This is a genomic window from Intestinimonas sp. MSJ-38 (assembly GCF_018917925.1).
Taxonomy (GTDB): domain Bacteria; phylum Bacillota; class Clostridia; order Oscillospirales; family Butyricicoccaceae; genus Pseudobutyricicoccus.
Window position 1 is genome coordinate 1 of the sequence record NZ_JAHLPO010000027.1, and the last position, 13,384, is coordinate 13,384.

Annotated in this window: 10 protein-coding genes; 7 read left to right on the top strand and 3 right to left on the bottom strand. The window is 57.6% G+C overall.

The annotated features are described in order from the left end of the window. Positions 1 to 257: 257 nt before the first annotated feature. The 3 genes from KQI26_RS12965 to csaB form a co-directional block, all read right to left on the bottom strand. Positions 258 to 3,557 (bottom strand): FtsX-like permease family protein, encoded by a 3,300-nt coding sequence (locus KQI26_RS12965; RefSeq protein WP_216504738.1) that lies wholly within the window; start codon positions 3,555 to 3,557, stop codon positions 258 to 260. A gap of 4 nt (positions 3,558 to 3,561) precedes the next feature. After that, positions 3,562 to 4,266, bottom strand: coding sequence for an ABC transporter ATP-binding protein (locus KQI26_RS12970; protein ID WP_216504739.1), 705 nt, complete (start codon positions 4,264 to 4,266; stop codon positions 3,562 to 3,564). A gap of 421 nt (positions 4,267 to 4,687) precedes the next feature. Next, entirely contained in the window at positions 4,688 to 6,928 is a 2,241-nt protein-coding gene (gene csaB, locus KQI26_RS12975) for a polysaccharide pyruvyl transferase CsaB (protein ID WP_216504740.1), read from the bottom strand. 195 nt (positions 6,929 to 7,123) lie between these two features. On the opposite strand from csaB, the gene KQI26_RS12980 reads away from it, so the two are divergent. The 7 genes from KQI26_RS12980 (at position 7,124) to KQI26_RS13010 (ending at position 13,336) form a co-directional block, all read left to right on the top strand. Then, positions 7,124 to 8,581 (top strand): lipopolysaccharide biosynthesis protein, encoded by a 1,458-nt coding sequence (locus KQI26_RS12980; RefSeq protein WP_216504741.1) that lies wholly within the window; start codon positions 7,124 to 7,126, stop codon positions 8,579 to 8,581. Between the two features lie 95 nt (positions 8,582 to 8,676). Further along, positions 8,677 to 8,982 (top strand): V-type ATPase subunit subunit G family protein, encoded by a 306-nt coding sequence (locus tag KQI26_RS12985; protein ID WP_118746998.1) that lies wholly within the window; start codon positions 8,677 to 8,679, stop codon positions 8,980 to 8,982. Further along, the gene (locus KQI26_RS12990) at positions 8,982 to 10,928 is read left to right on the top strand and encodes a V-type ATP synthase subunit I (protein WP_216504742.1); all 1,947 of its coding nucleotides are present in this window, start codon (positions 8,982 to 8,984) and stop codon (positions 10,926 to 10,928) included. Before KQI26_RS12985 ends, KQI26_RS12990 begins: the two co-directional genes overlap by 1 nt. Before the next feature lie 3 nt (positions 10,929 to 10,931). Continuing rightward, positions 10,932 to 11,426 carry a V-type ATP synthase subunit K gene (locus KQI26_RS12995; RefSeq protein ID WP_118428672.1) on the top strand — a complete coding sequence of 165 codons (495 nt, stop codon included), beginning with the start codon at positions 10,932 to 10,934 and terminating at the stop codon, positions 11,424 to 11,426. Positions 11,427 to 11,439: 13 nt separating this feature from the next. Then, complete coding sequence (locus KQI26_RS13000) at positions 11,440 to 12,018, top strand: V-type ATP synthase subunit E (protein WP_216504743.1); 579 nt, start codon at positions 11,440 to 11,442, stop codon at positions 12,016 to 12,018. A 12-nt stretch (positions 12,019 to 12,030) separates the two neighbouring features. Beyond that, positions 12,031 to 13,029: a V-type ATPase subunit gene (locus KQI26_RS13005; protein WP_216504744.1), complete on the top strand. Its 999-nt coding sequence runs from the start codon at positions 12,031 to 12,033 to the stop codon at positions 13,027 to 13,029. After that, positions 13,019 to 13,336 carry a V-type ATP synthase subunit F gene (locus KQI26_RS13010; protein ID WP_371744163.1) on the top strand — a complete coding sequence of 106 codons (318 nt, stop codon included), beginning with the start codon at positions 13,019 to 13,021 and terminating at the stop codon, positions 13,334 to 13,336. Before KQI26_RS13005 ends, KQI26_RS13010 begins: the two co-directional genes overlap by 11 nt. Positions 13,337 to 13,384 lie beyond the last annotated feature (48 nt).

Below are 13,384 nucleotides of genomic sequence, written 5' to 3' on the forward strand. Positions count from 1 at the left end.
GCCGCCCTACCCCTATCAATCCGCAAAAAGCCGCGACCTGTGCGTGGCTTTTTGCACTTCTCAAGGGCGGGGCGCCCCGCTGGTCCGGTGGCCGGACGGCCATACTTTCTTTGCTTTTCTGCGTACAACCGGCCCGGCGCGGGAGCGCAGTATGGGAGCGGAGGCACTCCGCCAGCCCCTTGCAAAAACTCGAAAAAGTGGCCTAAGCCACTTTTTCGACACGCTCAAGTCTCCGGTATCCCGGAGACTTTTTTGTGTTATTCAATGGATTTCAGGCTTTGCACCATGTCCACTCGCTTGAGGCGGAAGTGCATGGCGATGTTGACGATGATGGTAAAGAGCAGCGTCAGCAAAGCGGAGAACAGGAAAGTGGGGACATCCAGGGCGGGATTGAACATGACGGCGTCTACCTCCGAGGTGTGGATGACAAAGCGGAGGAAGGGGATGCCCAGAAACAGTCCGGCCATCATGCCCATCAGGGAAGACAGGATGTTTTCCCGGTAGATATAGGCTGAAACTTCTCCGTCATAAAAGCCCAGCACTTTGATGGTGGCAATTTCCCGCACCCGTTCTTCGATGTTGATGTTGGCCAGGTTGTAAAGCACCACAAAGGCCAGGGCCCCGGCGCAGACAATGAGCACCAGCACAATGTAATTCAGGCTGTCCACAATGTCGTGGAACTGACTGCCGGAGGATGCGGTGTAATTGATCATCAGAATATTGTTGTTGGTGAGCAGCTGGGAAGACAGGGCATCTTCGGTGGCATCGGGGGTCATGTTCACCAGGAAGCTGTTGTAGGAGACCGGCTGGCCCCACAGGGCTTCATACTGAGAGGGAGAAAGATAAATCAGGTTCAGGGTGTAGTTTTCGGTGATGTCCACCACCTGTACCGAATAACTCTGGCCGCCGTCCGGAGAGAGGGTGACGGTGTCGCCCACTTCCACATCCAACAGTCGGGCCATTTTTTCGGTGAGTACGGCCCCTTCTTCCGGCAGGGTGATGGCCTCTCCATCTCCCCGATGGCGCAGGGTCACATAATCCGACAGGGCCTGGGGATCTTCCGGCACAAAGAGGTACAGGTTTTTGGTAACGCTGGCCCGGGAAATGTCGATGGTACTTTGACGCACTGCCATGGATTCTTCCACCAAGGAGCTGTTGTCCAGCTGCTGGGCGATCTCCTGCTGTTCATCCGATGTGATTTCCTCGTCAAAGACGGCCATGGCATCATAGAGGAAGATCGCATCGTACTGCATATCCACCACCGATGCGATGGCGTGCTGCAAACCGAAACCGGCCACCATCAGGGCGGTGCAGCCGGAAATGCCCACCACGGTCATCAGGATCCGCTTTTTGTAGCGGAACAGGTTGCGGGCGGTGACCTTCTGCAAAAAGCTGAGACGGCGCCACAGAGGAGTGAAACGCTCCAACAGCACCCGCTTGCCGGACCGTGGCGCCTTGGGGCGCATCAGCTGGGCGGGGGATTCGGACAAAGCACGGTAACAGGCGGCCAGAGCGGTCAGCCCGGTGCAGGCCAGGGCGGCCAGCGTGCATAGAATGGCATAGCCCCACCGGAAGGGAGTCAGACAGTCGGGAAGAATATACATGATCCGGTAGGCGTTGAAAATGATGGTAGGGAAGAGCTTGAAGCCGATCAGGAGCCCGATGATGCTGCCGAAAAAGCTGGCAGACAGAGCATAGACCAGATATTTGGCAATGATGGCTCCCTTTCCGTAGCCCAGGGCCTTAAGGGTGCCCATCTGGGTGCGGTGCTCTTCCACCATGCGGGTCATAGTGGTCAGGCATACCAAAGCGGCCACCAGAATGAAGAACACCGGGAAAACGGCGGCGATGCGGTTCACCCGCTGGGCGTCGTCGGTGAATTCGCTGTAACCGGGGTTGTTGGACCGGTCCAGCAGATACCATTCCGGAGAACCCAGGTCGTTCAGGTCATGGCGAGCCTCCAAGATCTGAGCCCGGCCTTCCTCGATTTCCGCCGCAGCGTCATCCAGCTGCTGCTGGCCTTGGGTCTTTTGGGTTTCCAGTTCTTCCATGCCCTGCTGGTACTCTGCTTTTGCGATTTTGAGCTGGCTCCAGCCTTGGTTCAGCTTTTGCTCGCTGGAAGCGAGGGAAGCGGCCTGGGAATCCAGCTGGGCTTTGCCTGCATTCAGCTGCGCCCGGTTTTCTTCCAGGGCAGAGCGGGTGCTTTTGGCGGAAAGTTCTTCCTCCACGCCACTCAGCACTCCGTCCAGTTGGGCGGAGAAGGTGGCTTTTTCCTCTCCGGCCGGATCGGCCAGCAGGTATTCCTTCAGAATCTGGGAGAAGGAAAAGGCAGACTGTGGCACAAAAGCATCCAAGGCAGTGGAGGCATTCAGCACACTTTGTACTTCACTGGGAATGGGCTGATCCGCAGGCAGACTTTGGGTGGAATAGTTGTTCATCAGTCCCCGTACATTCTGCACCAGAGAGAAAAGGCTTTGCCACTGGCTTTCTCCCTGGGCCAGTTCGGCTTCCCTGTCGGAAAGGGCCTGGCTCTGGCTCTGCCACTGGCTGAGGGCGGCACTGTACTGGGCCTTGCCGCTTTCCAGCTGTTTCTGCTGGTTTTGCAGCAGGCTTTCGTTGTCCTGGATCTGCTTTTGGGCGCTTTCCAGCTGGCTTTGGGCATCGGCGATCTGCAGCTCAAACAGGGCTTTGTTTTCTTCGTATTGGGCGATGCCTTCATCCAGCTCCGCCTGAGACGCATCAATGGCGCTTTTGGCCTCGTTGTAAATGTCGTCGTGGCGGGTCTGCTCCTGCTCTTCGGCCAGCTGCTCCAGCACGGGAGTTTTTTCATCCATCACATCCTGGTATTCGTCCTCATAAAAGGGCAGGCCCTGGGTGTCTTTGTAGGTGAGGAACACATCGGTGTAGACCTCATAGGCAAAGGCATCTTCCGGCAGATAGAGAAAGGAACGAATGGAGCCGTTGCCCACACTGCTGCTGCCCCGTTCAAAATTGATGTACATGGGGGACTCGACCACGCCCACAATGGTGAAGGTCTGGGTTTTCAGGCTCTCCGATAGATCGCCTTCTTCCAGGAACAGAGTGATGGTCTGGCCCACCTGGAAGCTCTCGCCGGAATATATTCCATGCTCTACCAGACATTCATTTTCCTTTTCCGGCCAGCGGCCTTCCTTGAGCACCGGCATATTGACGGTGTCCTCATCGTCCTGGGCGCCGATTTCCCAGCTCCAGGCCCGCACCAGCATGGAGTCCCCCCCGGCCGGCTCCACAAAGGCATCCACCGAATAGGAAGGGGAAACGCAGGCGATATCCTCCTGGGCTTTCAGGCTGTCCACATCTTCTTCCGTGAAGCCCATAGAGGATTTCAGGTGCATATCCATCAGATTCTGGTCTTCAAAATATTGCTGAGCGGTCTCTTTCATATCCGGACAGGTGGATTTGATGCCGGCGAAAAAGCCCACACCCAACAGCACGATGCACAAAATGGAAAGATACCGGTTGTGGGTGCGCCGGATCTCCACCAGGATATCGTGCAAAAGAGCTTTGTAGTGTTTCATCTTATCACCACTCGATTTCTTCCACCGGTACGGGATGGGGATTTTCTTCGATCTGGGTCACTTTGCCACTTTTTAAGTGGATCACCCGGTCAGCCATGGGAGCAATGGCCGAGTTGTGGGTGATGACGATGACCGTCATCCCCTGTTTGCGGCAGGTGTCCTGCAAAAGAGACAGAATGGTTCGTCCGGTTTCGTCGTCCAAAGCACCGGTGGGCTCATCGCACAGCAGGAGCTTGGGATTTTTGGCCAGGGCCCGGGCAATGGATACTCGCTGCTGCTCGCCGCCGGAGAGCTGGGCAGGGAAGTTGTTCATCCGATCGGAAAGGCCCACCTGGCTCAGGACTTTGGCGGCGTCCAGAGGATTGCGGCAGATCTGGGCGGCCAGCTCCACATTCTCCAAAGCGGTCAGGTTCTGCATCAGGTTGTAAAACTGAAAGACAAAGCCGATGTCGTTGCGCCGATAGCCGGTGAGCTGACGGGGAGAAAAATGGGCCACATCGGTGCCGTCCACCAGCACTTCGCCTTCGTCGCAGCTGTCCATGCCGCCCAGAATGTTGAGCACCGTGGTTTTGCCGGCACCGCTTTGGCCTAAAATGATGCAGAATTCCCCTTGGCTGATGGAAAAACTCACTCCATCCACCGCTGTGATGGTCACTTCTCCCATTTTATAGCGCTTGGTCACATTGCGCAGAGAGACAAAGCCTTCCATAAAAATCATCCTTTCCCACAAGAAAACAGGGCCGGAGCCTGAAAAAACAGAAAAAATTCTACTTTATTATAATATATCATATCACAAAGAAAGCAGGGGAGGAAGAGCTGGGTTTTAACAAAATGTAAAGTGTGCATCAGAAAAAAGGCCGCCTTCCGGCGGCCTCAGACTGTCGAAAAACCTATATAACGAAAAGGGTCGTCCGCCCTACCCCTATCAATCCGCAAAAAGCCGCGACCTGTGCGTGGCTTTTTGCTGGGTTTTGGTTCTGTTGCCCAGCGCGGGAGCGCAGTTTGGCTGTCCCGACACGGGACCGGCTCGCCGCCAGCCCCTTGCAAAAACTCGAAAAAGTGGCCTAAGCCACTTTTTCGACACGCTCAAAAGGCCGCCTTCCGGCGGCCTTTCGCATTTATGGGGAAAATTATGAATTGCTGGAGGGAGGGAAGGGAATGCCCAGCAAAGTGGCAGCGGCCTTCCGGTTCTCCCGCTCCATATCCGCCAGCTTCTGACAGATCTCGTCGGCGGCTTCCGGATTTTCCTTTTCCATCAGCTGGTCGATTTGCTGGCACAGCCAGCTTTCCGATACCTGCTCCAAAGTGGTGCAGCGGTCGCTCTGGCCGATATAGCTCATAAAGCCGGATACCTTGATGTCGTAGCTCACGGCCAGACAAGGCGTACGGGCCACGGCGGAAAAGACGATGGAATGGAGACGCATACCGCAGAGCAGCCGCATCTTCTTCAAAAGGGCAATGGTCAGACGCACATCCTCCGGCGCATCCCCCAGCACATAGTGGGGCGTGTGGAGACGGGCGGCCACCTGCTTGCAGGCGTGAAGATCACGGGGCACCTCAATGGGCAGCAAAAGAGCGGTGAGGCTGTATTTGTGGTAGGCGTATTCCGCCGCCTTGGCAAAGACCTCAAAATCGTGGAAATTACCCCAGGGCCGCAGGGCCAGGCAGAAATACTTCCCATCCACCGGCACACCGTGGGAAGAGAGGAACCGGTCGGCTTCCTGAGGGGAAGCGGGGGTAAGGATGGTGGCCGGATCGGCCGCCAGGCGGATATCCGGCTTGACCACATGCATATCGCTCAGTTCCTGCTGGGAGATGGTGTCCCGCAGGGTGATGATGTCCACACTGCGGTTGAGCACCCGTCCGGCCAGACGGCGGTTGAAGGGACGGGACACATGGCCCACGCCGCAGCCATACATCTGCACTTTGCAGCCCAGTTTGTGGGCAATATAAATGGTGTAAAGATAAAAATACAGACTGCGGCTGGAGGTGGTGTCCTGGATCAGGCTGCCGCCGCCGTTGATAAAGAGCCTGGCCCGGCGCATGGCCCGGCGGAAACGGAAGAGATGGAAGGTATAGACGGCGTCCACTTCATGGAGCAGCCGGGTCTCAGCGGGCTTGCGGGTCATGACGGTCAGGGGGGACAGCGGGTCCAGTTCCTTCATGGTGGAGACGATGGCTCCCAGAATGGCCTCGTCTCCGGAATTGCCCCGGCCATAGGCGCCGCAGATGACAATGCCGTTGCGCTTGCCCCGAGCCTCACGGGCCTGGATGTATTCATAGATCTGGCTTTGACGGGCGGCCATGCCCTCTAGGGAGTAAATGCGGGAGGCCTTTTCCAACAGGCGCTCTCCGAAGGCGCGGCGCAGCTCCTCATCCTGGCACAGACGCACCATGTAGGAGGCGAAAGTGTCCACATCCCCTGGCTGGAAGATGAAGCCGTTTTCACCCTGATCGATGAGCTTCTGCATTCCGCCCACATCGGAGGTGATGACGGCGCAGCCCTCTTTTACCCCCTCCAGGATGGAATAGGGGAAGGATTCAGAAATGGAGCAGAGCACATCAATGTCACAGGATTTGAAGAATTTGCCGATGTCCGACACCCAGCCGCAGAAGCAGACGCTGTCGCTGACTCCCAGCTGGGCGGCCATGGTCTTCAGCTTGTCCATATCTTCTCCATCGCCGCCGATGAGCAGCTTGAGCCGCTTTTCCTCCTGCCGGGCCTTGGCAAAGGCCCGCAGCAAAGTGGGGATGTCCTTCACTGGGGTGAGGCGGGCGGCGATGCCCATGACCACATCTCCGGGAGTGTAGTTCAGCCCCTGCTGGCGCAGGTATTCCCCACGGTCAAAATCCGGGGTCTTCTGGGAAAAATCCAGGCCGTTGTAGATGGTCTGGATGCGGGAGGGACGGAAGGAACGCTGAATGAGCATCTTTTTGAAGGTATCCGATACCGTCACATGGTAATCCATCAGCCGCAGGGCGGCGGAATTCAGCCGGCCGAAGGTCTGGCGGCGCAGGAAGGAGTGCATGTAGTCCAGCTTGTAGTCGCTGTGCACCGTGGTGATGACGGTGCAGCCCAGGGTCAGCTTGAGGAAGATACCCACGGTGTTGGCCTTGGCCCCGTGGCAGTGGACGATATCCGGCTGAAACTGACGGGCGGCTTCCTTGGCCAGGAGGAAATCCCGCAGGGAAAAACCCGACTGGATCTCCAGCGTATCAATGCCGGCTTTTTGGGCATCCTGAGCGAATTCCCCTTTCCGCATACTCAGAAGTTTGAGCTCATGCTGCTCTTTCAGGCGGGAGCAGAGGGCCAGGATATGGGTCTTGGCGCCGCCCCGGTCGCCGCCGCCGGCGATGTGCAAAATTTTCATGATTTCCTCCCAAAAGCCGTAGAAGTCGGCGTTGATTTCGTGTATAATCCAAAAGTACAGGCCCCTGATTTCTTTGAAAAAAGGGGAATGTCATTTCTTTTTATTATATCGAATCCCAGGGGCATGGTCAATACAGAAGGCCGGCCCCCACATGTGTTCCCAGGAGGTAGCGTTTTGGCAGGAGAAACAAAAAAAATGACCCGTAATACCCTGATTCTGGTGCCGGCCAAGGTGCTGGAAGGGGTTCTGCTTTTGGTGATGAGCGCCCTGTATTCCCGCATCTTCCCACCGGCGGTGAATGGCCGTTACCAAATTGTCAACACCACTGTGCTGGCCCTGTTTCTGGTGTCGGCGGCCTGGCTTTACAATGCCACCGCCCGCTTTGTGTCGGAATACCGGAGCCCCCAGGGGGAAAAGACCTTTTATTCCACTTTCCTGATGTCCTTTGGCGTCATCACCGTGGTGGTGCTGGGGATCGGAGCGCTGGCCTGGCAGATCGGAGGGAGCTTCCTCTTTTTTGCCGCCGCCATGCTGCTGACCAGCTATTCCCTCTTCACCATGATGAACGGCCTTCTGATCCAGACCGAACACCTGATGGTGAGCATTTTCGTCTCCCTTCTGGATGTGGCGGGAAAAGTGGTGTGCACCACCCTTTTGGTCACAGCCGGGGGCAACAGCACCCCCTATCCCGCCATCTTCGGCGCGGTCATCAGTGATCTTGTGGCCTCTTTTATTGCCATGGCGGTGCTCCATGTCCCTTCCAGCACCCGGCCTCAGTATTTTTCCAAGGCCCTGCTGGGGGATCTGCTCACTTTCGGCGTGCCGCTCATCGGCATGAGCATCGGCACCGGCCTTTTGAGCATGGTGGATCGGTACATCGTGGCCTTCATGGAAGGAGATGTGGGTTCGGCCATCTATCTCACCAATTTCACCGTCAGTTCAGGTATCTTTGGCATGATCGCCGCCGCGGTGGTGCGGGCCACATATCCGTCCCTTATCTCCGGTTATACCAATGACGGACGGCAGGCGGCGGAAAAACTGCTGGCCCAGGGCACAAGGCTTTATTTTCTCATCGCCATGCCGGCGGCGCTGGGGCTGTGCGCCGTCTGCCAGCCTTTGGCACATTTTATGTTTGAGGACACCTATTGGTCGGGAGCTTTCATCATCGGTATTGCCGCTGCCGCTTATTTTTTCATGGATTTGACCGAATATGCAATTAAGGGCTTTGAGCTGACCAAGAACACCCGGCCGGTGCTGCGTTACAGCCTACTGGCCGCGGCCATCAAGATCGTGGCCACCTTTGCCCTGACAGGTCTAATGGGAATCCAGGGGGCGGCCTGGGGTACCCTTTTGGCCTTTGTGTGCTATTTTTTGCTGGTGATCTGGGGAATGCGCCGCACTTTCCGGTTCCGTCCCGATGGGAAAAGTACGCTGCGCATCTTTGTCAGTGCCCTTCTGTGCGCTCTGTGCGCCTTTGTGGTGTGCCGTTTCATCCCCTTGGAGGGCGGCGGCCTTGCGGCGCTGGTCAAGACGCTGTGCGGCGCCGGAGTGGGAGGCGCAGTGTATGTGGCCTGTCTGCTGCTCTCCGGTGAACTCCGGCCGGAGCTGGAAATGCTGCGTCAGGCGCGGCAGAATCGGGAAAAGGAAAAATAAGGGTAAGTCCCTTTTTTCCCTGTGCAAAAAGTTTTTTTTGTGCTATACTAAGGCCGCATACGAAAGTCTGAAAAAGAGAAGGTGATAGAGTGTCCATGAAAGCCATCGAACAGGTGGAGCAGGCAGAGCGCCAGGCAGAACAGCTGCTGGAGCAGGCCCGCAAGGAGGCCGGGAGCATTGTGGAACAGGCGGAAAACGACGCCGCCCGTCTGCGGGAAGAAAGCCGGCAGAAGGCCCGGGATGAGACAGCGGCCCTGTTGGCCCAGGCTCAGAAGGAGGCGGAGCGCCAGGCGGAAGGACTGCGGGACAAAACAGAGAAGCAATGCGCTCAGATCGCCGCATCCGCCGAAAGCAATATGGAAAAAGCGGTGAAATTCATTATGGAAAGGGTCGTTGGCTGATGGCGCTGGTAGAAATGAAGCGCCTGCGGGCCGTCGCGCTGCAAAGCAGGCGCCGCAGCCTTTTGCGCCAGCTGCGGCGGGAAGGTTGCGTAGAGGTGGAGACCGCCCAGGAATCCACCGATTTCGGGCAGGAAAATGCCCTGGAGCGCACGACGGAAGAAAACACAGGGGCCGGGGAATATCTGACGGTCATCGGACAGGCCATGGAAGTCTTGTCCAAGTATGTGCCGCCTCCCAGCCGGCCTTTGCTAGCGGGAAAGCCCCAACTGACCGAAAGTCAGCTTTATGATGAAAAGGTGCTGGACAAGGCCCTGGCCGCTGCCCGGCAGATCAACAAGGCGGCCGAGGAAATGAACCGCCTGCTGGGGGAGATCGGGCGGCTGGAAGGCACAGTGACCCAGCTCAAACCCTGGAAAAGCCTGGATGTGCCCCTGGAGTACCATATGGACGGGGCGGTGGAATATCTCCGGGGCGTTCTGCCCGGAGCGGCCGATCTGAAAGAGCTGGAAGAGGAACTGGCGGAGAAAGCGCCGGCCTGCCAGATGGAGCAGGTTTCCTCCGACAATGAACAGCGTTATGTTACCTTCCTCATTCATCAGAGCTGCAAGGAACAGGCCATGGCCATCATCAAGCAGCGGGGCTTTGCCCAGGCTCCTCAGGAAGGGGAAGGGACTCCGGCCCAGTATATTGGTGCGCTGGAAAAGCAAATGGCCCAGATGGAACAGCAGCGGCAGGACCTGATCGGCAAGATCAAGGAATGCGGCGATGCCTACCGGGCCATGGAGCAGGCTTTGGACGCCTATTCCATGGAAGCGGAGGAAGATCAGCTTCTTTCTGGCCTGGTGCGCACGAAAAACACCGTGGTCATCACCGGCTGGCTGCCGAAAAAGGCCCAGGAGCGGGTGGAAAAGGTGCTGGAACGGGAAGGCTGCGCCTATAGCATGGAGGATCCCCAGGAAGGGGAAGCTCCCCCCACGGCCATGGAGAATGGCCCCCTGGCCGAGCCTTTTAACGCCATCACCGAGATGTATGGCATGCCTCGTTACGGCAGCCTGATCGATCCCAACCCCCTGATGGTGCCCTTTTATATCACATTCTTTGCCTTCATCATGGGGGACGCTGTGTACGGTATCCTCATTGCCCTGGGATGTTTCCTGGGACTCAAGCTGCTCAAGCCCAAAGGAACCATGCGTCAGATGCTCACTCTGTTTTTCTATTGCGGACTGGGCACCATTGTGGCCGGTGTGCTGATGGGCGGCTGGCTGGGCGACGCAGTGCCCGCCTTCACCGAAGGCGTGTTGGGCAAGCGGGTGGAACTGCCTGCGCTGTGGTTTAATCCCATGGAAGAGCCGATGAAAATGCTGATTTTCTCCCTGGCCTTGGGCGGAATTCAGATCCTCACCGGTATGGCGGCTTCTGCATGGCGGCAGATCCGGCAGAAGGATTATCTGGGTGCGCTGTGTGACACCGGCACCTGGTATATGATCTTTGCCGGCATTGGCCTTGCGGTGCTGGGCATCGGTGTGGGACAGTGGCTGATCATTGCCGGCGTGGTGCTGATGCTCCTGCTGGGCGGCCGGGACAAAAAGGGCTTTGGCCGCATCACCGGCGGTTTGGGAAAACTGTATGGCATCACGGGCTTTGTGTCTGATTTGCTCAGTTATTCCCGTATCATGGCTTTGGGGCTTTCCGGTGCTGTGGTAGGCTCTGTGGTCAACAAAATGGGTGCCATGGGCGGCGGTGGCCTTATAGGCGTGCTGCTGTTTGTGGTGGTGGCGATCATCGGCCACACCTTCAACATCGCCATCAGCGTGCTGGGGGCCTATGTTCACACCAGCCGTTTGCAGTATATCGAATTCTTTGGCCGGTTTTATGAAGACGGTGGGCGGATGATGCACCCGCTGAAAATAAAAACAAAATATGTAGATGTGGTTAAGGAGGACTAGATCATGGAATGGATTTCCAGCTTGTTTACGGGGACCAGTTTTGCGGTATTAGGTGCCGCTTTGGCGGTGATTTTTGCCGGTATGGGCTCTTCCAAGGGCGTAGGTCTGGCCGGTGAGGCCGGCACAGGCATCCTCACCGAAGACCCCACCAAGTTCGGTAAGGTTCTGCTGCTGCAGGCTCTGCCTGGCACACAGGGTATCTATGGCCTGCTGGTGGCCTTTTTGATCCTGTTCAGCAATGGCGCTGTGCTGGATGGCACACTGCCTCTGGTGCAGGGTGTGGCTTATTTCTTCGCCGCTCTGCCCACTGCCATTGTGGGTTACTATTCCGCTATTCGCCAGGGCCGTGTGGCTGCTGCTGCCATGAACATCGTGGCCAAGAAGCCCGATGACGCCATGAAGGGCGTTATCAGCGCCGGTCTGGTGGAAACATACGCGGTGCTGGCCCTGCTGATCTCCGTGCTGGTCATCTTCGGCGTGGGCAGCATGGCGGCCTGATCGGGTAAACGCCATGAAAGGCATCGAAAACATTTCTCGCAGCATTGTAGATGAGGCCAAGGCCAAGGCGGAGCAGAATCTGGAAGAAGCCCGCCAGCAGGCCGCCCGCATCGGGGAAAAGGCCGCCCAGCAGGCACAGGCCCAAGAGGAAAGCCTGAAAAAGGACGCCCAGACGCGGGCGGAGGAATTGCTCCGCCGCAGCGAGCGCACTGCCCTTCTGGAAAACAAGAAGGGGCAGCTGGCCGCCCGGCGGCAGCAGATCGAAAAAGCCTATGACCTGGCTCTCCAGCGGCTTTTGTCCCTGGAGGAAGGGGATTACTGCGCCCTTTTGGTGAAGCTGTGCCAGGAGACCGGGGAAAAGCAGGGAGAAATTCTGCTCAATGCCCGGGACAAGGCCCGGCTGGGCGAAACCCTGGTGGAACAGATCAATCAGAAGATCGGCGCCGCCTTCACCCTGGGCCGGGAAGAAAAAAATATCGCCGGCGGATTTGTGCTGCGTCAGGGGCCGGTGGAGATCAACTGCGCTTTGGAGACCGCTGTGCACCTGCTGGAAGAGGAGACAGCCAGCCAAGTGGCGGCCATCCTCTTTTAAGGAGGGAGCCTGTTGAAAAAAACCAAGGATACCGATTATCTGCACATCAGCACCCGCATCCGCTGTGTGGAAGGGCAGCTGATGAACAACACCCAGCTTTACCGTCTGGCCGAGAGCAAAGACGCCCAGGAAGCGGAGAAGCTCCTGGAGGAAAAGGGCTGGCCCGCCTTTGATTGGCGGGATATGCTGAAGCTGGAGCAGGTCATCTCTCAGCGGCGTCAGCAGATGATGGATCTGCTGTATGTCCATTGTCCCAGGCCGGAGATGATCGAAGTATTCCGGCTGAAATACGATTATCACAACATCAAGGCCATCCTCAAAGGAGACGCCCAGCAGGTGGACCCCACCCGGCTTTTGTCTTCGGCTGGTCTCATTCCGCCCCGGGAACTTTTGCGCATGATCCGGGAGGGAGATCTGGAAGGGATGGACCCGGTGATGGCTCAGGCGGTGGAGACGGCCAAGGAGATGCTGGAGCGCACCGGTGACCCTCAGCTCAGCGATATGGTGCTGGACCGGGCGGAGAAGGAAGAGACGCTGAAAAAAGCCAGAGAGAGCGGCAGTGATTTTCTCACAGGATATGTGCAGAGAACCATCGACTGCTGCAATCTGCGCACGGCGTTGCGTCTGGGACGCATGGGAAAAGGGCTGGATTATGTCCAGCGGGCCATTTTGCCCGGCGGAACCATCGCTCCGGAGGCTTTCTATGCGCCCATGACCCGGGAGGAGCTGCCTCGCTTGCTGGCCGGAACCTGTCTGGAGACGCTGGAAAGCCAGGCGCTGGATGCCCTGGAAGGCCGGGGCTTTGCCCTTTTGGACAAGGCCTGTGACGATCTGCTGATCGAATATGCCCGCTTTGCCCGGCAGGTTCCCTTTGGAGAAGAGACCGTCATCGGTTATCTGCTGGCCTGCGAGGCGGAATACAACGCAGTGCGCTCGGTGCTGGCGGGGAAAAACGCCGGTCTGAGCCAGGACAAGATCATGGAAAGGCTGAGGATCTGTTATGCTGTATAGAGCGGCTGTGATCGGCGACAGCCAGACGGTGATGGGATTCAAAGCGGTGGGCCTTACCACCGTGGCGGTGAGCGAAGAGAAGGAGGCCGCCCGGCAGCTGCATAAGCTGGCGGAGGCGGGCTATGCCGTCATTTATATTACCGAGCAGCTGGCCGCCCTCATCCCCCAGGATATCGACCGCTATAACGACGAGCCCACCGTGGCCGTCATCCCCATCCCTTCCCAGAAGGGAAGCCTGGGGATCGGGCTCAAGGGACTTCACCAGGCGGTGGAGCGAGCCGTGGGAGCCGACATCCTCAAAAAATAGTGACCCCGTTTTCCGGGGAGTGACCGTTTCATGGCAGGAAAGGCCTGC

Excerpts from the sequence above, each read along its gene's own strand:
- KQI26_RS12965 (WP_216504738.1), bottom strand. The coding sequence starts at position 3,557 with ATGAAACACTACAAAGCTCTTTTGCACGATATCCTGGTGGAGATCCGG.
- KQI26_RS12970 (WP_216504739.1), bottom strand. The coding sequence starts at position 4,266 with ATGGAAGGCTTTGTCTCTCTGCGCAATGTGACCAAGCGCTATAAAATG.
- csaB (WP_216504740.1), bottom strand. The coding sequence starts at position 6,928 with ATGAAAATTTTGCACATCGCCGGCGGCGGCGACCGGGGCGGCGCCAAG.
- KQI26_RS12980 (WP_216504741.1), top strand. The coding sequence starts at position 7,124 with ATGACCCGTAATACCCTGATTCTGGTGCCGGCCAAGGTGCTGGAAGGG.
- KQI26_RS12985 (WP_118746998.1), top strand. The coding sequence starts at position 8,677 with ATGAAAGCCATCGAACAGGTGGAGCAGGCAGAGCGCCAGGCAGAACAG.
- KQI26_RS12990 (WP_216504742.1), top strand. The coding sequence starts at position 8,982 with ATGGCGCTGGTAGAAATGAAGCGCCTGCGGGCCGTCGCGCTGCAAAGC.
- KQI26_RS12995 (WP_118428672.1), top strand. The coding sequence starts at position 10,932 with ATGGAATGGATTTCCAGCTTGTTTACGGGGACCAGTTTTGCGGTATTA.
- KQI26_RS13000 (WP_216504743.1), top strand. The coding sequence starts at position 11,440 with ATGAAAGGCATCGAAAACATTTCTCGCAGCATTGTAGATGAGGCCAAG.
- KQI26_RS13010 (WP_371744163.1), top strand. The coding sequence starts at position 13,019 with ATGCTGTATAGAGCGGCTGTGATCGGCGACAGCCAGACGGTGATGGGA.